General features: G+C 64.6%; 23 protein-coding genes and 1 pseudogene. 19 read left to right on the top strand and 5 right to left on the bottom strand.

Translation table 11 applies throughout. From position 1 onward, the window contains the following. Position 1: 1 nt before the first annotated feature. The 5 genes from fba to ACFPN9_RS14415 are packed head-to-tail and all read right to left on the bottom strand — an operon-like array spanning position 2 to position 6258. Entirely contained in the window at positions 2-1084 is a 1083-nt protein-coding gene (gene fba / locus ACFPN9_RS14435; RefSeq protein WP_068078376.1) for a class II fructose-bisphosphate aldolase, read from the bottom strand. Positions 1085-1086: 2 nt separating this feature from the next. After that, positions 1087-2298 carry a phosphoglycerate kinase gene (locus ACFPN9_RS14430; protein WP_068078375.1) on the bottom strand — a complete coding sequence of 404 codons (1212 nt, stop codon included), beginning with the start codon at positions 2296-2298 and terminating at the stop codon, positions 1087-1089. Then, the gene (gene tkt / locus ACFPN9_RS14425; RefSeq protein WP_068078373.1) at positions 2298-4331 is read right to left on the bottom strand and encodes a transketolase; all 2034 of its coding nucleotides are present in this window, start codon (positions 4329-4331) and stop codon (positions 2298-2300) included. Before tkt ends, ACFPN9_RS14430 begins: the two co-directional genes overlap by 1 nt. Then, positions 4328-5200, bottom strand: coding sequence for a phosphoribulokinase (locus ACFPN9_RS14420; protein WP_068078367.1), 873 nt, complete (start codon positions 5198-5200; stop codon positions 4328-4330). The genes tkt and ACFPN9_RS14420 overlap by 4 nt, the downstream gene beginning before the upstream one ends. A 14-nt stretch (positions 5201-5214) precedes the next feature. Then, a complete protein-coding gene (locus tag ACFPN9_RS14415) occupies positions 5215-6258 on the bottom strand; it encodes a class 1 fructose-bisphosphatase (RefSeq protein ID WP_068078364.1) in 1044 nt (347 codons plus the stop codon). A 158-nt stretch (positions 6259-6416) separates the two neighbouring features. On the opposite strand from ACFPN9_RS14415, the gene ACFPN9_RS14410 reads away from it, so the two are divergent. The 19 genes and pseudogenes from ACFPN9_RS14410 (at position 6417) to hypE (ending at position 23542) form a co-directional block, all read left to right on the top strand. Next, positions 6417-7313, top strand: a complete 897-nt coding sequence (locus ACFPN9_RS14410; RefSeq protein WP_305681358.1) for a LysR substrate-binding domain-containing protein — start codon at positions 6417-6419, stop codon at positions 7311-7313. Between the two features lie 57 nt (positions 7314-7370). Then, positions 7371-7859 carry a (2Fe-2S)-binding protein gene (locus ACFPN9_RS14405; RefSeq protein WP_082735059.1) on the top strand — a complete coding sequence of 163 codons (489 nt, stop codon included), beginning with the start codon at positions 7371-7373 and terminating at the stop codon, positions 7857-7859. Beyond that, positions 7856-8363, top strand: a pseudogene (locus ACFPN9_RS14400) (FAD binding domain-containing protein); the annotation flags it as partial. The gene ACFPN9_RS14405 and the pseudogene ACFPN9_RS14400, both read left to right, overlap by 4 nt. Before the next feature lie 718 nt (positions 8364-9081). Then, a complete protein-coding gene (locus tag ACFPN9_RS14395; protein WP_068078356.1) occupies positions 9082-10533 on the top strand; it encodes a sigma-54 dependent transcriptional regulator in 1452 nt (483 codons plus the stop codon). Between the two features lie 436 nt (positions 10534-10969). After that, positions 10970-11932 carry an NADH-quinone oxidoreductase subunit B family protein gene (locus ACFPN9_RS14390; protein ID WP_068078350.1) on the top strand — a complete coding sequence of 321 codons (963 nt, stop codon included), beginning with the start codon at positions 10970-10972 and terminating at the stop codon, positions 11930-11932. Between the two features lie 25 nt (positions 11933-11957). Then, complete coding sequence (locus ACFPN9_RS14385; RefSeq protein WP_068078347.1) at positions 11958-13565, top strand: nickel-dependent hydrogenase large subunit; 1608 nt, start codon at positions 11958-11960, stop codon at positions 13563-13565. Positions 13566-13640: 75 nt separating this feature from the next. Then, entirely contained in the window at positions 13641-14027 is a 387-nt protein-coding gene (locus tag ACFPN9_RS14380) for a hypothetical protein (protein ID WP_305681356.1), read from the top strand. 10 nt (positions 14028-14037) lie between these two features. After that, complete coding sequence (locus ACFPN9_RS14375) at positions 14038-14352, top strand: hypothetical protein (RefSeq protein WP_054207158.1); 315 nt, start codon at positions 14038-14040, stop codon at positions 14350-14352. Next, a complete protein-coding gene (locus ACFPN9_RS14370) occupies positions 14325-14825 on the top strand; it encodes a hydrogenase maturation protease (protein WP_305681355.1) in 501 nt (166 codons plus the stop codon). The genes ACFPN9_RS14375 and ACFPN9_RS14370 overlap by 28 nt, the downstream gene beginning before the upstream one ends. Further along, positions 14822-15148, top strand: a complete 327-nt coding sequence (locus ACFPN9_RS14365) for a hypothetical protein (RefSeq protein ID WP_068078344.1) — start codon at positions 14822-14824, stop codon at positions 15146-15148. Before ACFPN9_RS14370 ends, ACFPN9_RS14365 begins: the two co-directional genes overlap by 4 nt. 82 nt (positions 15149-15230) lie before the next feature. Then, positions 15231-16232 (top strand): tetratricopeptide repeat protein, encoded by a 1002-nt coding sequence (locus tag ACFPN9_RS14360; protein ID WP_068078341.1) that lies wholly within the window; start codon positions 15231-15233, stop codon positions 16230-16232. Between the two features lie 35 nt (positions 16233-16267). Further along, a complete protein-coding gene (locus ACFPN9_RS14355; protein ID WP_068078336.1) occupies positions 16268-16453 on the top strand; it encodes a hypothetical protein in 186 nt (61 codons plus the stop codon). Between the two features lie 13 nt (positions 16454-16466). Next, positions 16467-16688: a hypothetical protein gene (locus tag ACFPN9_RS14350; protein WP_068078333.1), complete on the top strand. Its 222-nt coding sequence runs from the start codon at positions 16467-16469 to the stop codon at positions 16686-16688. A 4-nt stretch (positions 16689-16692) separates the two neighbouring features. Beyond that, positions 16693-17565 carry a NifU family protein gene (locus ACFPN9_RS14345; protein WP_068078329.1) on the top strand — a complete coding sequence of 291 codons (873 nt, stop codon included), beginning with the start codon at positions 16693-16695 and terminating at the stop codon, positions 17563-17565. Further along, a complete protein-coding gene (locus ACFPN9_RS14340; protein ID WP_068078326.1) occupies positions 17562-18740 on the top strand; it encodes an NHL repeat-containing protein in 1179 nt (392 codons plus the stop codon). Before ACFPN9_RS14345 ends, ACFPN9_RS14340 begins: the two co-directional genes overlap by 4 nt. Beyond that, positions 18737-21106, top strand: a complete 2370-nt coding sequence (hypF, locus tag ACFPN9_RS14335; protein ID WP_305681354.1) for a carbamoyltransferase HypF — start codon at positions 18737-18739, stop codon at positions 21104-21106. The genes ACFPN9_RS14340 and hypF overlap by 4 nt, the downstream gene beginning before the upstream one ends. Further along, complete coding sequence (locus ACFPN9_RS14330; protein WP_068078317.1) at positions 21076-21363, top strand: HypC/HybG/HupF family hydrogenase formation chaperone; 288 nt, start codon at positions 21076-21078, stop codon at positions 21361-21363. The genes hypF and ACFPN9_RS14330 overlap by 31 nt, the downstream gene beginning before the upstream one ends. After that, entirely contained in the window at positions 21360-22499 is a 1140-nt protein-coding gene (gene hypD, locus ACFPN9_RS14325; RefSeq protein WP_068078314.1) for a hydrogenase formation protein HypD, read from the top strand. Before ACFPN9_RS14330 ends, hypD begins: the two co-directional genes overlap by 4 nt. Then, positions 22496-23542 (top strand): hydrogenase expression/formation protein HypE, encoded by a 1047-nt coding sequence (gene hypE / locus ACFPN9_RS14320; protein ID WP_305681353.1) that lies wholly within the window; start codon positions 22496-22498, stop codon positions 23540-23542. The genes hypD and hypE overlap by 4 nt, the downstream gene beginning before the upstream one ends. The last annotated feature ends 23 nt before the right edge of the window (positions 23543-23565 follow it).

Here is a 23565-nt window from a genome sequence, read left to right as displayed (position 1 = left end):
TTCAGGCGGCGACCGCGAGAGGGTCGATCCGCGGGTCGAGCTCGCCGGCGCGGTAGCGCTTCGCCATGGCGGCGATCGGCAGCACCTTGATCTTGCCGGCCTGTCCCGCCGTGCCGAACTGCTCGAAGCGTTCGCGGCAGAGATCGGCCATTGCGTCCATTGCGGGCTTCAGGAACTTGCGCGGATCAAACTCGGCTCGCGCCTGCTGGCCGACGCGGCGGAACTGCGCCGTCATGGCGAGCCGGCAATCGGTGTCGATATTGACCTTCCGCACACCGTGCCGGATGCCGCGCACGATCTCATCGACCGGCACGCCCCAGGTCTGCGGCATCTCCCCGCCATGGGCGTTGAAGATGTCCTGCATCGTCTGGGGCACGCTGGAGGAGCCGTGCATCACGAGGTGGACGTTTGGCAGCCTGCGATGGATCTCCTCGACGACCTGCATGGCGAGGATGTCACCATCTGGTTTGCGGGTGAACTTGTAGGCGCCGTGCGAGGTGCCCATGGCGATGGCAAGCGCATCGACCTTGGTCTCGGCGACGAAGCGGACGGCCTCGTCGGGATCCGTTAGCAACTGGTCGTGGCTGAGCTGACCTTCGGCGCCATGCCCGTCCTCGGCCTCGCCTTGTCCGCTTTCCAAGGAGCCCAGTACTCCAAGCTCCCCCTCGACCGACGCGCCGATCCAATGGGCCATGTCGACGACCCGGCGGGTGATCGCGACATTGTAGGCGTAGTCGGCAGGGGTCTTGGCGTCGGCCTTGAGCGAGCCATCCATCATCACCGAGGTGAACCCGTGCCGGATCGCGGTGGCGCAGGTCGCCTCGTCATTGCCGTGGTCCTGATGCAGACAGAGCGGGATCTGCGGATAGATTTCTTCCAGAGCCTCGATCATCTTTGCCAGCATGATGTCGTGCGCGTAGCTCCGCGCGCCGCGGCTTGCCTGGATGATCACGGGCGCGTCGACCGCTTCGGCCGCCGCCATGATGGCGAGCCCCTGCTCCATGTTGTTGATGTTGAAGGCCGGCACGCCATAGCCCTGTTCGGCGGCATGATCGAGCAGTTGGCGAAGCGTGATGCGGGCCATGGTCAGGTGCTCTCCAGTTCTGGGTGACGATGCAGCGCCTCTACCCCTGGCAGCGGCTTGCCTTCCATCCATTCAAGGAAGGCGCCGCCCGCCGTCGAGACGTAAGTCAGGTCGTTGGCGACGCCGGCATGGTTCATCGCCGCGACCGTGTCGCCGCCGCCTGCAACGGCGACGAGCTTGCCCGCCTTGACGCGCCGGGCTGCCGCCTTGGCGACGGTCACCGTCGCGGTGTCGAAGGGCGGCAGCTCGAAGGCCCCGAACGGCCCGTTCCAGACCAGGGTCTGGACGCTGTCCAGCTTGAGCACGACCTCGGCCACGCTCAAGGGGCCGGCGTCCAGGATCATCTCGTCGGCGGCGACATCCGATACCGGCACGACGCGGTGGCCGGGATGGGCCTTGAACTCGCGGGCGACCAGCGCGTCGACCGGCAGCACGATCTCGCAGCCAGCGGCCCTGGCCTTCTCCTCGATCTCGCGTGCGGTGGCGACGAGGTCATGCTCGCAGAGCGACTTGCCGACGGAGACGCCGCGCGCGGCGAGGAAGGTGTTGGCCATGCCGCCGCCAATGGCCAGCATATCAACCTTCTTCACGAGGCTGCCGAGCAGGTCGAGCTTGGTCGAGACCTTCGCGCCGCCGACGATCGCCATCACAGGCTTCGCTGGATTGTCGAGCCCGGCCGACAGCGCCTCCAGTTCCGCCTGCATGGTGCGTCCGGCATAGGCCGGCAGGACATGGGCGAGCCCTTCGGTCGAGGCGTGGGCCCGATGCGCCGCCGAGAAGGCGTCGTTGACGAAGAGGTCGCCATTGGCGGCAAGCGCCTTGACGAATTCCGGATCGTTCTTTTCGTCGTCGGCGTGGAAGCGGGTGTTCTCGAGCAGCAGAACGTCACCGTTCTTCGCAGCCGCAACCGCCCTGGCGACATCCTCGCCGATGCAGTCCTCGACGAAGATCACAGGGCTTCCGAGCGCATGGGTGAGAGCGGGCACGACCTGCCGCAGGCTGTCCTTGGCGTCGCGACCTTTGGGCCGTCCGAAATGGGCGAGCAGCACGACCTTGCCGCCCTTGGCCGCAATCTCGCGGATCGTCGGCAGGATGCGGTCGATGCGGGTCGTGTCCGTGACCGCGCCGTTCTCCATCGGCACGTTGAGGTCGACCCGCACAAGCGCGCGCCTGCCCGAAAATTCGGCGTCGTCGAGGGTTGGGAAACGGGCCATCATCTCAGCCCCCTGCCACTGCGCGAGACGATCACGGCCTTCATCGCCGCGGTCTCGATGGCCGCTGCCGTCAGCCCGAATTTCTCGAAAAGCACGTCAGCAGGCGCGGAGGCGCCAAAGCCGTGCATGCCCACGAAGGTGCCCTCGCTGCCGATCCAGCGATCCCAGCCCAGGCTCACCGCGGCCTCGATACCGATACGGGGCGCGCGCCCCAGAATCGCCTGTCGCACGGAGGGTGGTTGGGCCGAGAAGCGTTCAAAGCAGGGAATGGACACCACCGCGGCTTCGACCATCTGTTCGTGCAGCGCGTCGGCGGCTGCCAATGCCAGCGCGACCTCGGAACCCGTGGCAATCAACGTGATATCCCGCTTGCCGTTTGGTTCGCGGACAACCCACGCGCCACCGCTAACGGTTTCGCCGGCTTCATGTGGTCTCGGAAGCATCGGCAGAGCCTGCCGAGTCAGACACAGCACCGACGGGCCATCGTGAGCCAGCGCGCAGGCCCAGGCCTCGGCCGTCTCGACCGCGTCGGCCGGCCGGAACACGAGCAGGCCCGGAATGGCTCGCAGAGAAGCCAGATGCTCGACCGGCTGATGCGTAGGCCCGTCCTCGCCCAGCCCGATCGAATCATGCGTCATGACGTAGACAACGCGCTGCTTCATCAGCGCCGAGAGGCGGATCGCCGGGCGACAGTAATCGGCGAAGACGAGGAACGTTCCGCCATAGGGGATGAAGCCGCCATGGAGGGCGATGCCGTTCATCGCGGCGGCCATGCCGAACTCGCGGATGCCGTAATGGACGTAAGAGCCGGCGAAATCGCCGGGCGTCACCGGCTTCTGGCTCTTGGCGTGCGTCAGATTGGAGTGCGTCAGGTCGGCCGAGCCGCCGAACAGATCGGGAATGGCGGGCGCGATCGCGTCCAGCACCTGCTGCGAAGCTTGTCTCGTCGCAATCTTTGGCGCATCGGCGAGAAAGCGCGTGCGGATCGTCGCCAAAGCTGACCGGCCAACGTCCCCGATATCTCCCGCGAGTGCAGCAGCAAACCGAGCCCGAACGTCAGACGGCGCATCCTTCAGGCGAGCCTGCCAGTCCCTGCGCGCCTTGGCGTTCTTTTGCCCGGCTCGTATCCAGGCGTCCCCGACTTCCGCAGGCACTTCGAAGGGCGCATGCGGCCAAGCCAGCGCGGCCCGCGTCGCCGCGACCTCGTCGGCGCCCAGCGGTGCGCCATGGACCTTTTCCGTTCCCTGACGATTGGGTGAGCCGAAACCGATGATGGTTCTGCAGGCGATCAGCGATGGACGCGGATCGGCCTTGGCCGCCGCGATCGCCTCGGCCACCGTCTCCGGGTTGTGTCCGTCGATCCGAGCGGCGTGCCAGCCGCTGGCGGCGAAGCGTGCGAGCTGGTCGTCCGAACAGGACAGCGCCGTCGCGCCGTCGATCGAAATCGAATTGTCGTCGAAGAGGACGATCAGCCGGCCCAGCCGGAGATGCCCCGCCAGCGAGATCGCCTCATGGCTCAGCCCTTCCATCAGGCAGCCATCGCCGGCGATGACATAGGTGTGATGATCGACGAGGTCGTCGCCGAAGCGGGCGTTCGACAGCCGCTCAGCCAGCGCCATGCCTACCGCTGTCGCAAGCCCCTGTCCGAGAGGCCCGGTCGTCGTCTCGACACCGGGTGTATGGGCATGCTCCGGATGGCCGGGCGTCAGCGAGCCCCATTGCCGGAAGGCCTTGAGCTGCGCGATGTCCATGCCTCGATATCCGGTCAGATGCAGGAGCGCATAGAGCAGCATCGAACCATGTCCGGCCGATAGCACGAAGCGGTCGCGGTCGGGCCAGGCGGGGTCGGCAGGATCGAATTTCAGGAACTGCGCAAACAGCACGGTCGCGACGTCGGCCATTCCCATCGGCATGCCGGGATGCCCCGACTTGGCCTTCTCAACCGCGTCGATGGCGAGGAAGCGGATCGCGTTCGCCATGTCGCGATGCATCGACGCCTCGTGCCCGAGAGCCATGGGTGCCATCTTGTTCATGCCCGCCTCCGCCGTTCCACGAGTTGCAGGATCATCGGGGTCAGGATCAGCTGCATGGCGAGGTCGAGCTTCCCGCCATGAATGACGATCGAATTGGCGCGTGACATGAAGCTGCCGGCGATCATCGAGCGCAGGTAGGAGAAGTCGATCCCGCGCGGGTTCTTGAACCGGATCACGACCATGGATTCGTCGGGCGTAGGGATCCAACGCGCGACGAACGGGTTCGAGGTGTCGACCGTCGGAATGCGCTGGAAGTTGACGTCGGTCTGCGAGAATTGCGGGCAGATGTGGTGGATGTAGTCCGGCATGCGCCGCAGGATCGTGTCGGTCACGGCCTCGGTCGAATAACCCCGCGCCGACCGGTCCCGGTGCAGTTTCTGGATCCATTCGAGGTTGATCACCGGCACGACTCCGATCTTGAGATCGGCATACTGGGCGATGTTCAGCCTCTCGTCGCAGACCGCCCCGTGCAGACCCTCGTAGAAGAGCAGGTCGGTGTCGGCGGGCAGCGGCTCCCAATCGGTCATCTTGCCGGGCGGCACGCCGTAGGTCTCGGCCTCCTGAGCATCGTGGATGTAGTGGCGGGTCTGGCCCGCGCCGGTCTCGCTATAGGACTTGAAGACCGCCTCCAGCTCTTCGAGCAGGTTGGTGGCGGGGCTGAAATGGCTGACATGCTTGTTGCCCCTGGCGGCCTCGTCGGCCATCAGCTTTCGCATCTCCAGGCGGTCGTAGCGGTGGAAGGCGTCGCCCTCGATATAGGCTGCGGCAATGGTTTCGCGCCGGAATATCTGCGCGAAGGTGCGCTTCACCGAGGTGGTGCCTGCCCCGGAAGAGCCGGTGATCGAGATGATCGGATGCTTGATCGACATCAACCGATCTCCGCTCAGGACCGGAACAGGCCGCGCCGCCCGAACAGCGGCGCGACGGACCGGTCATCCGCCGGGGCGGCATGCAGCATGTCGATGCGTGAGACCTCTTCGGGCGCGCCGAAAATCAGCGGCACGCGCTGGTGCAGGCGCTGCGGCAGAATCGTTCGGATCGGCCGATAGCCGTCGCTAGCGGCTCCACCCGCCTGTTCGATCAGGAAGGCGACGGCCTGCGCCTCGTAGACCAGCCGCAGGCGGCCCTCATGATAGCCGGGCCTGGCATCGCCGGGATAGAGAAACACGCCCCCGCCTAACAGGATGCGGTGCGCCTCGCCGATCATCGCGGCATACCAGCGGGTGTTGTAGTCGACGCCCAGCGGTCCTGATGAGCCTGCGAGACAATCCTCGACGAACTGACGCACTGGCGGGTCCCAGTGCCGGGCGTTCGAGGCGTTGATCGCATAGTCCCGCGTGCCGCGCGGTATGCGGATCCCTGTCTTCGTGCGCAGGAAGGCAGCCGTCTTCCGTTCCAGCACGAAGACATCGACGCCGGACCCCGTCGTCAGAACCAGCGTCGTCTGGGGTCCGTAGAGCACATACCCTGCGGCAAGCTGGGCCTCACCGGTCGAGGCGAAAGCTCCGAGTTCCGACGCATCCCCCGCATCCGCCGCCCTTATCGAGAAGATCGTGCCGATCGCCCCGTTCGTCGCGATGTTGGCGGAGCCGTCGACGGGATCGACCGCCACCGCGAGAGGGCCGTTGCCGGGAAGGTGCTGAATCTCGTCGTTCTCTTCCGAGGCGATCTGTGCGACCGGGCAGCGCGACAGCGCCGCGAGGATCAGGTCGTTGGCGATGAGATCGAGCGCCTTCTGGGCGTCGCCGTCGGAAGTCGCGCCCGTTGCGCCCGCCAGATCGCCGGCCAGGCCGCCTTTCGAGACCAGTTCGGAGATCGAAACCGCTGCCTGCGCCAAAGCGAGGGTCGTGTCGGCGACCTGCGTCTGCAGCTCGCCACCAGTTCGATAGGGCGCAAGACATTGCGCCAGCGACGGTTGGTCCAACACGAGCTTCCTCCCCAGGAGCCTTCGAATGCGGCGCTGCCTCGCTGGGCCGAACCGTCCATTGACTTCACATTCGGGCTTCTAGATTAAAAGGGAAATTTATTCTTCTGTTGATAGGCCAAAGAATGTCTAATGCCAGTCGCCATCTCCGCGACGCCACGTTGCGCCAGTTGCGGGCGCTGGCCATCGTGGCCCGGAGCGGGAGCTACACCGCCGCCGCGACATCCATCGGCGTGACGCAGCCGGCCGTTTCGCTCCAGATCCAGACCCTGCAGGAGCGGATGGGCCTGCCCCTGTTCGAGCGCGCCAACGGGCGCCTCGTCCCGACGCAGGCGGGAGTTCTTTTGGTCGCGCTCTCACAGCACATCGAGACGCTCGTCCTCGAAACCGAGCGTCAACTCGCTGCCATGCGCGCTGGCCAAGGCGGCGAGGTTTCGATCGGTGCAGTCAGCACCGCGAAATACTTCGTGCCTTTCATCATTTCGGCCTTCCAGCAGGCGCATCCTAACATCGAGGTCCGGCTGGTCATCGGCAACCGCGGCGAGATGCTCAGCCTGATGCGGAGCAACCAGCTCGACCTCGCAATCATGGGCCGGCCGCCGGATGATCTCCTCGTTGAAAGCCAAAAGTTGGGCGATCATCCGCATGTCATCATTTGCGCGCCCGGACATCGCCTTGCCGGCAGGACCAGCGTCGAAGTCGCCGGGCTCGAGGCGGAAACCTTTCTCGTCCGCGAGCCGGGCTCGGGCACCCGCATTCTGATGGGGCGCTACTTCGCTGAGCACGCAATGGCGCCACGGATCGGCATGGAGATCGCCAGCAACGAGACGATCAAGCAAGCCGTCATGGCCGGCCTGGGCATGGCATTCATCTCTAGCCACGTCATCGCCGCCGAAGTCGCCGACCGGCGCATCGCCATCGTCAAGGTCAAGGGGCTGCCTCTCCTGCGTGAATGGTTCGTGATCCGCCGCCCCGAGCGCGCGCTGTTGCCGGCTGCGGCGCGCATGTATGCGTTCCTGTCCGAGCAAGGACGCCGACACCTGCCGGAATTGCCCTAAGCAGCAATTCGCAGATTGTCACACGAATGGGTTTTCATGCGCTTGCGGTTGATGTCGATGACGCTCTCGTGGATGGCGGCTTCGAGATGTTCGGCATCGGTGAAGGTCGCGCCCGCCACGACGCTGCTCGATCTACTCCGGCACGACCTCGCGCTGACAGGCACGAAGAAGGGCTGCGACCATGACCAGTGCGACGCCTGCACCGTCCTGATCGACGGGCAGAGGATCAACAGTTGCCTCCAGCTCGCGGTGATGCAGGACGGCAAAGCGATCACCACGATCAAGGGGCTGTCGCAGGACAGTGCGCTGCATCCGCTGCAGGCGGCCTTTGTCGAGCGCAACGCCCTCCAGTGCAGCTATTGCACGCCAGGACAGATCTGCTCCGGCGTGGCGCTGATCGAGGAGGGGCGCGCCACCACTCGCGAGGAGATCCGCGAGCATATGACCGGCAACATCTGCCACTGCGGCGCTTACCCCAACATCGTCGACGCCATCGAAGACGTGCTCGTCCAGCGCGGCCAGCTAATGAAGGAGGCCGCGGAATGAACCGCTTTTCCTATCACCGCGCCGACACCGTCGACGATGCGATCAGGGCGCTTTCCGCGGAGTCCAGCGCGCGCCTCATCGCCGGCGGCACCAAACTCGTCGACCCGATGAAATACGACGTCGAGCAGCCATCGACGTGACGCGCATCGTGGGGCTCAGGGCATCGCGGAGAGGCAGAACCGGTCTCTGCGGATAGGCGCGCTCGTCTCCAACACCATGGTCGCCTAAGACGAGCGCGTCGCCGCGCGCTTTCCGTTGCTCGCCAGTGCGATCCTGGCCGGCGCGACGCCGCAGCTGCGCAATGCGGCCACGACCGGCGGCAATCTGAACCAGCGCACGCGCTGCTGCTATTATTTCAACGATGCCGCCACGCCCTGCAACAAGCGCGAGCCCGGCTCGGGCTGTTCGGCGATCGGCGGGCTGAACCGCATCCACACCATTCTGGGCGCAAGCGAGTACTGCATCGCGACGCACCCCTCCGACATGTGCGTAGAGCTGGCGGCACCCCGTGTCTTCGGGCTGTCGAGCGAGAATGTCCGGGTCGTTTCGCCTTATGTCGGCCGCGGGTTCGGCTCCGGCTTACGCCCGCAGCATCAGCTCTCCCTGCCTGTGATGGCTCGCTCGCGTTAGAGTGCTCTGTCCGGCTGGGGCTGACGCGACAGCATATGTTCTCCCAAGTCCGCCGGCCCGATACGATCAACGTGGTTTCGCTGGGCATCGACGAAGACGGTCGACTTCACTCGATCCAGCATCAGGCGGTCGCTGCGACATCGCAGGAGAGCAGGCTGCGGGCCTGCATGACCCGGTAGATCAGCTTGTGAATTTGCCCAGGCCGCCCCGAACGAGGCTTGCCGAGGGAAAACCCGACGCTTCGCGCGTGAGATTGGCTTCGAACTGCCGACGACACTGGTCCAGAGCCCGCAATCCAACGGCATGGTCGAGGATTTCGTTCAAACCATCAGGCACTGAGCCAGGGGTCAATCCGCTGCCCAACGCCAAAATCGTCATGCGTCAGCTGCGAGCATGGTTCGATCACTACACCCGGCTTCACCCGCATAAGGGGCTGGGATACCGTTCACCGCTAGAGTTCATCGCAGACCGCACAACCAAGGAGGACATGTCCGACCAATCGGGGCTTCTTCAGGGGTTGTCTGCAGCTGGGCTTGAGAAGTCTGCGGACAGAACGTAAAGTTGCTTTGCAGTTTTGCGACGGAGAACTGATTTGGCCACATTTCAGACGGTTCTGGTGAAGTCTACCGACGCCGCCGTTCTTGAAGGGGTCTCGCGCGCGCTCAGCGAGGCCGACGGATACCGTCTCATTTTCAGCGAGGACGACAGGTCAGCGATCCGCAGGCTTGAAGAAGTGAACGTGAATCTCTTTCTTTACGACTGCTGCGACGAAGTTTCCCAGGACGAAAGCGCGCTGTTGCGGTCACGCTTGGCGCATACCTCCTGTACGCGCATCCTCCTTCTTGACCACGAAAAGGTCAGATCCGGCCACGAACTGGCTAACCGGACGGCTTCGTACCTGTTTCTGTTCAAGCCGGTAGAGGCGATGCAGCTTAGCCTTGTTGCGAAGCGGGCGCTTGAACATGTCGAACTGTCGCGGCGTCACCGTATCCTGAGTCGCGAGCTAAAGCTGTCACTCGACGACGACATCTTCCACGGAGTGAAGGAAAGCTTTGTCCAGGGTGGCTATTCGCAGTTCGAGCGGCTGGTCTTCCTCAGCCGGAAGATGGCCGAACTGGTCTCCGAAGCGCAGATGGCCGCTAAGACCAACATGCCGGTGCTGATCCAGGGCGAGACCGGCACGGGCAAGGAGCTGTTAGCCCGCGCGATCCATTTCAATTCGCCGCGGCGCAAGTCGGCGATGCTGGTGCAGAACTGCGGCGGCATCGCGGAGAACGTGCTGCACTCCGAACTTTTCGGGCATGTCCGCGGGGCCTTTCCCGGCGCAATCTCGGACCGACTGGGGCTGTTTCGTGCGGCCGATGGCGGCACTATCCTGCTCGACGAGGTGTCCGACATATCGCCCCAGTTCCAGATCGCGCTACTGCGCTTTCTGCAGGAGGGTGAGGTGAAGCCCCTAGGTTCGGATACCATGCTGCACAGCGATGTCCGCATCATCGCAGCGTCGAACAAGCGGTTGGAACGGTTGGTCGAGAAGGGCAGCTTCCGGCGCGACCTTTACTACCGTCTGCGAGGCTTCCAATTGAATGTTCCATCGCTGGCCGAGCGCCCCGAAGATATCCCCGTACTGACGCGCTTCTTCGTCGAGAAATATGCGGGTGTCGTCGGCCGGAATGTACTTGGGATCACGGCGGACGCCTTGCAGCGGCTGGAGGCCTATCCCTTTCCCGGCAACGTCCGCGAACTCGAGACCGAAGTTCAGCGCATGGTCGCGGTAGCCGAGCAGGGCGGCTACATCGCCTTCCGGCACCTCTCCGACAAAATTTCCAAAACTCCAGTGTATGATCGCGACAAATTGTCTGCACTGATTTCAGAAGGTAGCCTCAAAGATATTGTCGAACGAGTGGAGCGGTCAGTGGTAGAGCGCGCTCTGGACCGCCACCAATGGAACCAGAGCAAGGTTGCCGCCGACCTGGGGCTGTCGCGCGTAGGACTCGCCAACAAGATCAAGCGTTACGATATCCAGCGCAAGCGACGGGCATGACAGAGGAAAGCGGTTCTGATGACCCCTCTCGGTTTAATGTCGTTGCCTTTCCGGATCCGAGCAAGCGTTGGCCAAAATCGCAGGCTCCATTCAAAAACTTAGGCTTGGCCCCACTGTCCGAGACACTTGGAGCCGTCGCGATGAACCCGAAGGGACGCTGGTGCAACCATTGCGTCGGGGTCTGGTACCGTCACTTGGGAGAATCGCGCTGCCCATCTTTCGGCGGCCGCCGCTGAAACCGGCTGTCAAAACAGCAAACTAAGTTTGCAGTATGCAATTTGTTTCATAGATTCCACCTTTTCAGGGCGCAAGTTGATTTCGAGTTGCGCGCTATGGCCGATATCCTGCCCGTCTCAGGATCGACCCTCACAAGAGTCGATCGGGTCGCTACCCTTGGCTGGGGGGCCAAGGCAGCTCAACGAGAGGGAGGAAGAAAATGGCCAATCTACTTTGGCTGCAAGGTGGTGCGTGCTCGGGGAACACGATGTCGTTCCTCAATGCCGAGGAACCGAGCGCGTGTGACCTTGTGACCGATTTCGGCATCAACATCTTGTGGCAGCCCTCGCTTGGGCTGGAGCTTGGCGAAGACGTCAAGACCATCCTGAAGAAATGCATCTCGGGCGAGATCAAGCTCGACATCTTCGTGTTCGAGGGCACCGTCGTGAACGCGCCCAATGGCACCGGCGAGTGGAACCGCTTCTGCGGCCGCCCGATGAAGGAGTGGGTCAAGGAACTGTCGGCAGCGGCGGATTTCGTCGTCGCGATCGGCGACTGCGCCACCTATGGCGGCATCCCAGCGATGGCGCCGAACCCGTCCGAAAGCGTCGGCCTGCAATTCCTCAAGCGTGCCAAAGGCGGCTCGCTCGGCACCAACTTCAAGGCGAAGTCGGGCCTTCCGGTCATCAACATCCCGGGTTGCCCGGCGCATCCCGACTGGGTCACGCAGATTCTGGTTGCGGTCGCAACGGGGCGTGCGGGCGATCTGACCCTTGACGAGTTCCACCGGCCGAAGACGTTCTTCTCGTCCTTCACGCAGACCGGTTGCACCCGCAACATGCATTTCGCCTACAAGGTCTCGACCACAGCCTTCGGGCAGCGCAAGGGCTGCCTGTTCTACGATCTGGGCTGCCGCGGCCCGATGACGCACAGCCCCTGCAATCGCATCCTCTGGAACCGCCACTCGTCGAAGACACGGGCCGGCATGCCTTGCCTCGGCTGCACGGAACCTGAGTTCCCCTTCTTCGATCTGAGCCCTGGCACCGTCTTCAAGACCCAGACGGTCATGGGTGTGCCCAAGGACATGCCTACGGGCGTCGACAAGGTCGGATACATCAAGCTGACCGCCGCCGCCAAGGGCATGGCCCCCGCTTGGGCGGAAGAAGACATCTTCGTCGTTTAAATCCGTTCAGGGAGGAACCAAGAAAATGACAGCACTATCCAGCGTCGAGACTCTCGACATCTCTCCGGTCGGCCGCGTCGAAGGCGATCTCGACGTGCGCGTTGATATCCAGGACGGTGTGGTGACCAATGCTTGGACGCATGCGGAACTGTTCCGCGGCTTCGAGGTGATCCTGAAGGACAAGGACCCGCAGGCCGGGCTCGTGGTGACACCGCGCGCTTGCGGCATCTGCGGCGCCTCGCACCTGACCTGCGCCGCCTGGGCGCTTGACACCGCCTGGGGCACGACCGTGCCGCGTAACGCGATCCTTGCACGCAACCTCGGCCAGATCGTGGAGTCGCTGCAATCGCTGCCGCGCCACCACTACGGACTCTTCATGATCGACTACACCAACGCCAACTATGCGGCGAGCCCGTTCTACGAAGAAGCGGTCAAGCGCTATTCGCCCTTCACCGGCACCTCCTATGAGGCTGGCGTGACGATCTCGGGCCGTCCGGTTGAGATCTACGCGCTCTTGGGCGGTCAGTGGCCGCATTCCTCCTTCATGGTGCCGGGCGGCGTGATGTGTGCCCCCACCCTGACCGACGTGACGCGCGCCTGGGCGATTCTCGAGCATTTCCGCCAGAACTGGATCGAACCGCTCTGGCTCGGCTGTTCGATGGAGCGCTACGAACAGATCCAGACCCTCGAGCAGTTCGAGGCCTGGCTGGACGAAAGCCCGAAACATGCCAATTCGGACTTGGGCCTGTTCTGGCGCATGTCGAAGGAGATCGGACTGCAACACTATGGCAAGGGCCACGGCAGGTTCGTGACTTGGGGCTACCTGCCGCATGAAGACAAGTACAACAAGCCGACAATAGACAGCCGCTCAGGTGCGGTGATCATGAAGGCCGGTACCTATGACGGTGCCACCGACAGCTTCGGCCCGATGGAGCACATCTTCACCCGCGAAGATACGACCCATGCCTGGTATGACGAAGGCAAGAGCGCCGTTCATCCTTTCGACCGTACCACCAAGCCGATCGCCAAAAATACCGTCGATACGAATGGAAAATACTCCTGGGGTACCGCCGTGCGGCACGCCGAGAGCGGCGCGCTGGAGGCCGGTCCGCTGGCACGGCGTCTGATCGCTGGAAACACGACCGGGCAGGCATTCCAGCATTCAGATGGTCTCGTGCTCGACATGTACCGCAAGATGGGCGGTGCCTCGATCATGCTGCGACACTTCGCGCGGATGCACGAACTGTGCATCCTCTATCGCGAGGCGGAGCGTATCCTGCGCGAGTTCCGCCTGAACGACGAGTGGTACATCAAGCCGACTGAACGGGACGGCAAGGGGTGGGGTGCCACCGAAGCGATCCGTGGCGCTCTGTGCCACTGGATCGAAGTCAAGAACGGCAAGATCGCGAACTACCAGATCATCGCACCGACGACCTGGAACGTTGGCCCGCGTTCCGCCGACGGCCAGCGCGGCCCGATCGAAGAGGCCTTGCTCGGAACCCCGATCAAGAACAAGCATGATCCGGTCGAGGTCGGCCACGTTTGCCGGTCCTATGACAGCTGCCTCGTCTGCACCGTGCATGCGCATGACGGCGACACCGGCGAGGAGATGGCCCGCTTCCGGACCGCCTGACCCATCTACCCCGAAGCAATCTCGCCTTACAGCGGAATTGCTTCGGGAGAAACGCACACCGGTGGGGAGGCCGTCATGAGCGAAAACAAAGATGCCGTCGCCACGGCACGGGATACGAAATACTTCACGGACCGCTACGGCCTTTCTCCGGCTGATGCGGACCATGATATGTTGCTTCGCATGATCGAGGATATATTCGAGGATGGGCTTGTGACCGAGGTCAGCCCGTTCCCTGAAACCGACCGCGAGTTCGGGAAACTACTGGACATCCTGCGGCCGCTGAGCGCGGACGATCTGCGCCAGAAACTGGTGATCTCGGGCTGGCTTCTGGAGCCTTACGGACCGGACCGGATGCGCTGTCAGGAGTGCATGTACTATCTAGTGCACCGGCGCTGGTGCGATCTGCCTGAACTCAACTTGCCTGCCAAGCCGGACTGGTGGTGCAGGCTCTGGCGCATATGAAGGTCCACGCATGATGGACATGGATGCCTTGCGTCGCTCAATCGCCGACCGCCTCTCGGCGGGGCTGCAGACCGAAGTCTGGCCACGGGCCGAAACAAGCGAAGAGGTCAATGCCATCGTCAACCGGCTTCAGCTCGAAGCCGGCGACGACCTCGACAAGAAGCTGATCATTGCAGGCTTTACCGACCACACGATTGAAGCTGAGGGCATGCCGCAACCCTGCGAGACCTGCATGTATTACAAAGTCCACGCCAGATGCTGCGATCTTCCCGAACTGATGCTTCCGGTCGAGCCCGCATGGTCCTGCAGGTTATGGCGGATTTGATCGGACAGCAAATCGTCGTCCTGGGCTGCGGAAATCCGAACCGCAGCGATGATGGGGCGGGCCCCGCGGTGATCGAGTTGCTTCGCAACCGCCAGTTGCCAGCGTCTGTTCGCCTGTTTGACGTTGGCACCGACGGTATGGCCGTAATTTACAAAGCGCGGGGCGCCACCCATCTGCTGATTGTGGACGCTCGGGTTCCCATGGGAACACCAGGTTCGGTCTACGAAGTACCGGGCGAAGTTCTTGCAGCACCATCGGCGCGCGGAGCAGGCCTGCACGAATTTCGCTGGGACAACGCGATCTATGCCGGGCAGCGCATCTATGGCGATGCGTTTCCCGCGCACGTAACGGTCTTCCTGATCGAGGCAGAGACACTCGCGCTTGGCTTGTCTCTCAGCCCTACAGTCTCCACGGCAGTCGAGCTTGTCGCAAACAAGGTGACCACCCTGTTGCGACACTGGGCTTCGACATGAGCAGTGGCATCGCCGTCCGTGACGGGTCTGTCTATCTGCCGGCGCCGGTTGTCGAGACCTATCTGCAGGGTGTCGCGGCGGTTGTGGTCCTGATCCGGGACCAGACGCTGATGGTTCTGCCGGTGCATCATGCGACGGCCGGAGGCTGCTTGCTTAAACAGCGCAACGCCGCCGGCGACCGCGTCGCGCAGGCGCGCGACGTATTTCAGGCCCATGGGCTGCTCGCCATGGCGGTGTCCGACTTACCGGTACATTGGAATTCTGAGATGTGCGCCCTCTGCGCTCCGATCCCCGGCGACTTAGCAAAGTTAGTTTACAAGTAAGAAAGAAAGTAGACGGTCGAGCGTTGATGCTCTAGGGTGATCAGGGATAACGCGACCGTCAGAGTCGCGCAGGGAGGACTCGTTGGGCGCATCAAGCCGCACGAAGCAACAGGTCGACGCGGCGCTTGCGGCGGTCGAGGACGCAGACGCATCTGACTCCGACAAGGCACAGATGCTGATGGAAATTGCGATGGGCCTGCAACAGGCCCCGCGCGACCCTGAGGATCTGCGCGCGGCCGTCGATCTTTATCGCCGGGCGATCGCTCTGGTGCCGCCAAACGAAGCTCTGGGTGCCGCGCGCATTCGTGCGCGGCTTTCGACCGCGCTGATGGCAGTGCCTGGCAGCGACGCAGAGGCGATCAAGGCGGCGCGGTTGGAGATGACGACCGCCATTGCAACTCTGACGGCAGAGGGCTCGGATGCCGAGATCGCCGAGGCCGAAATGAACCTCGGGCTGATCTGCCAGACGATGGCGGGGATGGGACTTGCCCCGATCCAGCCTGCGATTAGCGCCTATCAGCGTGCCCTGCGTACCTTTGACCGGACCGCCTTTCCCAAGGAATTCGCTATCCTGCAGAACAATCTGGCCACGGCCTTCCTGTCGATGCCGTTTACCGACGAGTCGGGCAAATTGCGCGAGGCGTTGGCTGTTCAGGCATTCGAGGAAGCGCTGCGTGTCGTTACATTGATCGACCAGCCGGTCGAGTATGCGATGCTCCAGAACAACCTCGGCAATGCGCTGCAATATGTGTCTTCGGCGCACCGGGTCGAGAACGGCTTTCGCGCGCTCGATGCCTATGACGAGGCGCTGAAGGTTCGCACTTTTCGCGACATGCCCGAGGCCTATGCCAACACCATCGCCAACAAGGCGAACTGCATGGCGAACCTGCCCGACGATCCGGCGAACCCCGAGGCGGGAAACCCGCGCAACGTTGCGGCGGCGGTGGCCCTGCTGCGCGAGGCCAAGGGCATATTTGCCGCCCGCGGGGTCGAGGACAAGGCGCAGGCGGTCGCCGAGGCGATTGCCGAACTTTCGTCGCACCTCGCTCCCCACGGTGCGTTTGCGCCCAACGCCATGCACTGACCACACCGAACAAACTCGAAGAAGGAGACCATCGCTTGATCATATTTGCTGCATTGGCCACAGGATGCCTCGCTGCGCTGCTTACTGGAGCCGTGGGCGGTGTCGCGGTCGGAAAGTCAGCACTTGGAACCGAACTCGCCGCCTATATGGGCGGCCTTTACGGTGCAATCGCCGGTGGGGCGGCCGTCGTCGCGACCGTCGTCGTTTTGTCGCTGACCTGAGGGAGGACCGCACATGTTCGCCATGGCTATGAATTCTGCGAAGCTCTTCTTCACCGGGAAATTGTTCAAGAACAATGGACAGGTGATCCTCCAGTTTACTCTCGGTTCCCTTGCGGGAATCGTTGTCGGCGTCGGGGTCGGTCAAATCGCCCCCATCTGGGCGGCGGCACTTGCTGCGGGAGGCGTGACCGGACTGATCCAGCCTTTCCTCCTCAAGAACGTGAAGTACGCGTGATCTGATGCCTGACAGCGGCGCCCCCGAGCACAGTGATCGACCCGGCCTCGACCGGCTCTTGGGCGATCTCAATGCGCTCAAGGCGCTGGCCGAGGGCTGGGACGATGCGGCGCGGATTGGGGCCACGGCGCAGGCTGCAGCAATCGACGCGCTGAACGCCGAAGCGTTCCGGCGAATGATCAGCACGCTGAAGTCCCACGACGGCTTTGGCAAGGCGCTGGTCGATGCGGCGCGCGACGAAGTCGTCTATGCCGTCCTGCGCCGGCACGGTATCCTAAAGCCGTCGCTGCATGAACGGGTCGAGGCCGCGCTGGAAACGGTGCGCCCGATGCTGGCCAGCCACGGCGGCAATGCCGAGGTCGCCTCGGTCGAGGGCAACCGCGCCGAGATCCGCTTTCTGGGTGCCTGCGACGGCTGCCCGGCCTCGCAACTCACGTTCTATGCCGGCGTCAAGAAGGCGATCGAGGATCATGTGCCCGAGATCACCGAAGTGCGCCAGGTCAAGGGGTTGGGCGGCGGTGGTGCCGACACGGTGCATTTCACCTCGCCCTTTGCCGAGACGCTGGGGGGCAGCTGGATCAACGCGCTCAATCTGGCGAAGCTGCCGGATGGTACAACGCTGTTCGAGACCGTCGGCGGCGAATCGGTGATCTTTGCGCGGCAGGGCGATCTGGTGACCTGTTTTCGCAACGCCTGCGCGCACATGGGGCTCGAGATGACCGAGGGTGCCGTCGAGGCGGGCATCCTGACCTGCCCTTGGCATGGTTTCCGCTATGCGCTGGAAAGTGGCGAGTGCCTGACCGCGCCCGAGGTGCAGTTGCACGCCCATGCGGTGCGGGTCATCGGCTCGCACATCCAGGTCAGGATCGTGCCATGAAGGTTTCGCTCGCGCCCTCGTTTGCGCCGATCAAGGCCGAGGGCACGGTGACAAAAGGCCCTCCGCTTCTCGACCCGTCGGGCGCGCAGGTGATCTTGGGATCGGATGGCGGGCTGCTGGCCGACCCGATTACCCCGGCTGCGCATCGCCTGTTCGGGCCGCGTGGCGTCTGCCTGCATCCCGACGGCTCGTTCTGGGTCGCCGATACCGGGCACCATCGGCTGCTGGGCTGGCGCAAGCTGCCGGACCGCGACGACCAGCCGGCCGATATCCTGTTCGGCCAGCCCGCCTTTGGCCGCGAGGGGCGCAATGCCAAGGGGCCGGTGACCGCCGCCACGCTGAACGTGCCGACCGGCATCACCGCCTTTCGCGGCGGCCTGGCGGTGGCGGATGCCTGGAACCACCGGGTGCTGATCTGGCACCGCCTGCCCGAGGGCCCGGAAAGCCCGGCCGACATCGTGCTTGGTCAGGCCGATGCGGGGTCGGCGCTGGCCAATCGCGGCGCGGATGCGCCGGGGCCTCAGACGCTTCACTGGCCCTATGGCCTGTCCGAGATCGACGGCAGGCTAGTCGTCTGCGACACCGGCAACCGCCGCCTGCTGGTCTGGAACGATCCGGTCGAAACCGGACAGCCCGCCGATCTGGCGCTGGGTCAGGACTGTTTCACCTGCCGCGACGAGAATGCGGGCGGGCCAGTCTCGGCGCGTTCCATGCGTTGGCCCCATATGGCCACCGGCTGGCGCGGCGGCCTGGCGGTCGCGGATGCGGGCAATAATCGCGTCATGGTCTGGTCCAGCTTTCCCCAAGCCAATGGTCAGCCTGCCGATTCCCTCGTAGGCCAGGCCAGGATGACTGATTGCGACCTGAACCGGGGCGCCTATTACCCGTCGTCGCTAGCGGTCAACATGCCCTATGCGCTCGGGGTGCTGGGCGACCGGCTGATTGTCGGGGATACAGCCAATTCGCGGCTGCTGGGCTTTGCCGGGGTCGGCTTTGCGGCCGAGGCCGATTGGTTGACCGGCCAGCCTGATTTCGCCTCGAAGGGCGACAACCGCTGGGGATTGGCCATGCGCGACAGCCTGTGCTGGCCCTACGGCCTGTCGGTGCGTGGCAGCACGGTCGCCGTGGCCGACAGCGGCAACAACCGCGTGCTGATATGGGAATCCGCGCCATGACCGGCGCGCGCCTGACCGTGCGCGGGCAGGTCCAGGGCGTGGGCTTCCGGCCCACGGTCTGGCGGCTGGCGCGCGAGATGGGGCTGGCGGGTGACGTGAAGAACACCGCCGAGGGCGTGGTGATCCGGCTCTGGGGCGAGGGGCTGGACAGCTTTCCGGGCCGGCTGCACGCCGCCCTACCGGCGCTGGCCCGGATCGAGGAGCTGCGCGTCGAGCCCCTGGACGATGCGCCGCCTTTGGGTTTTGCCATCGTCGCTTCGGAGGCGCTCGGTACGATGCGCGGCTCGGTGACGCCCGATGCCGCGACCTGCCCCGATTGTCTGGCGGAGATCCGCGATCCGTTCCAGCACCGCTACCGCTATCCCTTCACCAATTGCACCAATTGCGGCCCTCGCTTTTCCATCGTGACCGGGGCGCCCTATGACCGAGCCCGGACGACGATGGCCCCGTTTGACCTGTGCGAGATCTGCGCGGGAGAATATGCCGACCCCACCGACCGGCGTTTTCATGCCCAGCCGGTCGCCTGCGGCCGCTGCGGCCCGCAGATCTGGATCGAGAAGCTGGGCCCCGGCGCGGTCAACCACGAAGCCTTTTCGATGCTCGATGACATCGACGCCACTGGCGGCATGATCCTGAACGGCCATATCGTCGCGATCCGCGGCCTGGGCGGCGTACACCTGGCTTGCGATGCAACCAATGCCGCCGCCGTCGCCGAACTGCGCCGCCGCAAGGGGCGCAATGGCAAGGCCTTTGCGCTGATGGCCCGCGACCTGGGCGTGGTTCGCGAATTCTGCCAGGTTTCCGAGGCCGAGGCCGCAGCCCTGTCCGGCCCCGAAGCGCCGATCGTGCTCCTCAAATCGTTGCCGAACGCCCTGCCCGGGGCCATCGCGCCGGGGCTGGACCGGCTTGGGGTGATGCTGCCTTACACGCCGTTCTATCACCTGATCCTGCGCCGCATCGGCCGCCCCGTGGTGATGACCAGCGGCAATCCTTCAGGCCAGCCTCAATGTATTGGCAATCAGGAAACCCGCGACCGGCTGTCCGCCATTGCCGACTTTGCCTGCCTGCACGACCGCGAGATCGCCAACCGCATCGACGATTCTGTGGTGCGGGTGGACCTTGGCCGGATGCGCGTGCTGCGCCGGGCACGCGGCTTTGCTCCGACTGGCCTGCCACTGCCGCCCGGCTTTTCGCGCGCGGCGCAGGTGCTGGCGATGGGCGGAGAGCTGAAGAACACCTTCTGCCTCGTCAAGGACGGCCAAGCGATCCTATCGCAGCACATGGGTGATCTCGAGGATGCCGCCACCCATGCCGACGCCGCGCGGAACCTGGCACTCTACACCCGGCTGTTCGACCATGCGCCGAGCGTGATCGCGGTCGACCTGCATCCGCAATACCTGTCCACCCAGGCCGGGCGGGCGCTGGCCGGCGGTCGTCCGGTGATCGCGGTGCAGCACCATCACGCCCATGTCGCCGCCTGTCTCGCCGAGAACGGCCGCCCGTTGGATGCGCGCCCGGTCCTTGGCATCGCTCTTGACGGCAGCGGCCTTGGCGATAACGGCACGCTCTGGGGCGGCGAGTTTCTGGTCTGCGATTATCGGCGCTATGCGCGGGTCGGATCGTGCAAGCCGGTGGCACTGCCCGGCGGGGCAGCAGCGATCCGTGAGCCCTGGCGCAACGCCTATGCGCATCTGATGGCGGAAATGGGCTGGGCCGAATTCGCGATGAATTTCGACGGGCTCGAGATCTTCCGCAGGCTTTCCGCGGCGCCGCGCGCGACTCTGGATGCGATGATCGCGCGTGGCACGAATGCGCCGGTGTCGACCTCCTGCGGGCGACTCTTCGATGCGGCCGCCGCCATCGCGGGCCTGGCCTGGGAGGCGCAGGATTACGAGGGCGAGGCCGCCATGCGCTTCGAGGCCGCGATCGACGCCGCCGCGATGGCAGAGCCTGACGACATGGCCTATCCGTTCAGCATTCCGCTGACGGGGGGCAAGGGCATTCCCTATATTGAGCCGCTGGCGGTCTGGCGGGCAATGCTCGGCGATCTGATCCTAGCCACCCCGATCGGTGTCATAGCGGCCCGCTTTCACCGCGGGCTGGCGCAGGCCGTCGTGCGGATGGCCGAGCGCATCACCGAAGATACCGCCATCGACACCGTCGCCCTGTCGGGCGGCGTGTTCCAGAACGCGACATTGTTCGCGCTGGTCCATCACGGACTCGAAGCCCGCGGGCTGACGGTTCTCAGCCACGCCCGAACCCCCGCGAACGACGGGGGACTAGCAGTTGGCCAGGCCGTTGTGGCCCTGGCCGTCAGCCAAACGGAGGACACCCCATGTGCCTTGGAATCCCGGGCCGGATCGTAGAAATCACGGATGCCCGCCGAAAGCTAGCCACAGTCGAGGTGATGGGCGTCCGCCGTCAGGTCAACGTCGCTTGCATCTTGAAAGACGAGCCGATCGAAGCGCTGATCGGCACCTGGTCCCTGATCCATGTCGGCTTTGCCATGAGCCGGATCAATGAAGAAGAGGCGGCGCTGACGCTTGACGTCCTGCGCCAGCTTGGCGAGGCGCAGGCCGAGATCGAGGCGATGAAGGCCTCGGAAAGGATGCTGGCATCATGAACTACGCTGACGAATTCCGCGACCCTATCGCCGCGCGCGGCGTGCTGGCCGCCATTGCCCGCGTCACCGACGAGATCGGTGCTACCCGCGAAAAACCCGTCCACATCATGGAGATCTGCGGCGGGCATACCCATGCGATCTTTCGCTACGGTCTCGACAAGCTGACGCCGCCGGGGCTCGAGTTCATCCACGGGCCGGGCTGCCCGGTCTGCGTCCTGCCAATGAGCCGGATCGACGAATGCGTCGAGATCGCCGAACGGCCGGGCGTCATCATGACCACCTTCGGCGATGCGATGCGGGTGCCGGGGCATCGCAAGTCGCTGATCCAGGCCAACGCCGACGGAGCCGACATCCGCATGGTCTATTCTCCGCTCGACGCGTTGGAACTGGCCCGGCGCCACCCCGACCGCGAGGTGGTGTTCTTCGGCCTGGGGTTCGAGACCACCACGCCCTCGACGGCGCTGACCATCCTGCAGGCGGCAGCGGACGGGCAGACCAATTTCTCGGTCTTCTGCAACCACATCACCGTGCCACCGCCGATCAAGGCGCTGCTCGACGATCCGCACATGATCCTCGACGGCTTTGTCGGGCCGGGGCATGTCTCGATGGTGATCGGGGTGCGGCCCTATGACTTCATCGCCCGCGACTATGGCAAGCCGATCGTGGTGGCGGGGTTCGAGCCGCTGGACCTGCTGCAATCGGTGCTGATGGTGCTGGAACAGATCCGCGACGGCCGCGCGGAGGTGGAAAACCAGTATTCCCGCGTCGTGCCGGATGACGGCAACCCGGTCTCGATCGCCGCCTGCGCAGAGGTCTATGAGCCACGGCCCAGTTTCGAATGGCGCGGCCTGGGCGAGATCGACGCCAGCGGCATGCGCATTCGCCCCGCCTATGCAGCCTGGGATGCCGAGGTCAAGTTCGGGGTCGGCTACGGCAAGGGGCCGCGCCTGGTGGCCGAGCCCGATGGCTGCCGCTGCGGCGATGTGATGACCGGCCGGATCAAGCCGCATTCCTGCCCGCAGTTCGGCAAGCGCTGCACGCCCGAAATGCCGCTGGGCGCGCTGATGGTCAGTTCCGAGGGGGCCTGCGCTGCCTATTACCAGTATGGCGGGCTGCGGCTGGAGGAGGCGCTGTGAACGAGCGACTGCGTCCCCCTCGGCGCGTCGTCGCCGACCGGGTGACGCTAGCCCATGGCGGCGGCGGCAAGGCGATGCGTGATCTGATCGAGGATGTGTTCACCTCGGTCTTCGCGCCGCCGGGGATGGAGGATCAGGCACGGCTGATGCATCCGTCGCTGCTGGACCCGGGCGCGCGACTTGCCTTCACCACCGACAGCTTCGTCGTCTCGCCGATGGAATTTCCCGGCGGCGACATCGGCACCATCGCGGTCTGCGGCACGGTCAACGACTTGGCCGTGGGCGGCGCGCGGCCGCTGTGGCTGTCAGCCGCCTTCATCATCGAGGAGGGCGTCGAGATCGCCACCCTCCGCCGCATCGCCCGCTCGATGCAGACCGCCGCCGAGGCCGCCGGGGTGCGCATCGTCACCGGCGACACCAAGGTGGTGGGCCGGGGGTCGGGCGACGGCGTCTTTGTCACCACCGCCGGTGTGGGCGTGATCCCGCCCGGCCGCGATTTGATGGCGGGCAATGTCCGGCCCGGCGACGTGGCAATCGTCAACGGCGTACTCGGCGATCATGGCGCTGCCATCCTGGCCGCACGCGGCGACATGGCGCTGACCACCGATGTCATATCGGATTGCCGGCCTCTGAACCTGTTGATGGACGCGGTCCTGGCCGCCGCACCCGATCTGCGCTGCGCTCGCGATGCCACCCGTGGCGGGCTTGCCTCGGCCCTGAACGAGATCGCCGATGCTGCCGGGGTGGGGGTCGTGATCGCCGAGACCGACCTGCCGCTGCGCCCCGAGGTCAAGGGGGTCTGCGAAATCCTCGGGCTCGATCCGCTCTATCTGGCCAACGAGGGAACGCTGGTGCTGTTCGTGCCGCCTGACCAGGCCGAGGCGGCTTTGGCCGCCATGCAAGGCATGGCGGCCGGTGTCGAGGCCTGCATCATCGGACAGGCCACGGCCGCCCATCCGGGAACCGTGGTTATGAAGACCGTCTTTGGCGGCGGACGGATCGTCGACATGCTTGTCGGCGAACAATTGCCGCGCATCTGCTGACCAATCCAACGAGAGAGGAAACG

This window comes from Allobosea massiliensis (assembly GCF_042655245.1).
In the GTDB taxonomy this organism is placed as follows: domain Bacteria; phylum Pseudomonadota; class Alphaproteobacteria; order Rhizobiales; family Beijerinckiaceae; genus Allobosea; species Allobosea massiliensis.
The sequence above is the reverse complement of the archived record's forward strand: the minus strand, read 5'-3'. Positions and strand labels throughout refer to the sequence as shown.